General features: G+C 35.8%; 1 protein-coding gene. It reads right to left on the bottom strand.

The window, feature by feature from the left end:
* Positions 1 to 57: 57 nt before the first annotated feature.
* Entirely contained in the window at positions 58 to 750 is a 693-nt protein-coding gene (locus tag ACY2RQ_RS19520; protein WP_490114684.1) for a hypothetical protein, read from the bottom strand.
* Positions 751 to 809: the final 59 nt, after the last annotated feature.

Here is an 809-nt window from a genome sequence, read left to right as displayed (position 1 = left end):
TAACGCCTAAATCAGGTGCGCCGTAGGCGTCACCTGGATTTACTTGTTAGCTGTAAATTACGACAATCCAAGCTCTTCAGCTGATAGCTCGGCATATTCTTTGAATTTATCAACTGCCTTATGAAGACTTTTGAAAGACGTGCCTTCTCCAATAACGTTTGATCTAATGTACCAAGGACGTGTTCTCGGTTGACCTTCATCATTGAACTCAAAATATATTAAATAGACATCTGGTGTTTTTCGGACTTTGCCATTTTTGAATTTTCTGAAGATTGATATTTCAGTGGAACTTTGTTCGATTACCCAGTCATATGATTCTACGAATTTTTGTAGTTTATTTGCTGCGTCTTCGATAGTTTGAATATCATTTTCAGTTCTTTGGCTATTCCTATTCGAACCTTTGATTTCGTAACCTGAAAATTCAGATGGAGAGATTATTTCTCCAGTATCTAAAACTACAATTTCGCCAACTATACGATCATAGCGGAAGGTTCGTTTTTCATTTCTGAGATTACAAAAACCAGAAAAATTATATTTATCTTTTCTCTGAACATCTACGGATCTTCTGCTATGCTCGCCATCCTCATTTGTGTAAGAGAACTCTATTGTTTGAAACCCAGTTCTTCTCGATCTAACTTCCTGTTGTATAGGAGCTTCTGTATTTACAACCTGTGCATCATCTTTAGCTTTATTCTTCTTTACGATCAGATAAATGACAAAGCCTAAAAAGAGCCATCCTAAAACTTCCATAATTATAATTTCCTAAATACAAAAACAACCGAGATGGTTTGATGATGCTTGGTTTACAG

Source organism: Parendozoicomonas sp. 209JJ7-1 (assembly GCF_058147085.1).
Note: the sequence above shows the minus strand (reverse complement) of the source record. Positions and strands in the feature narration are given on the sequence as shown.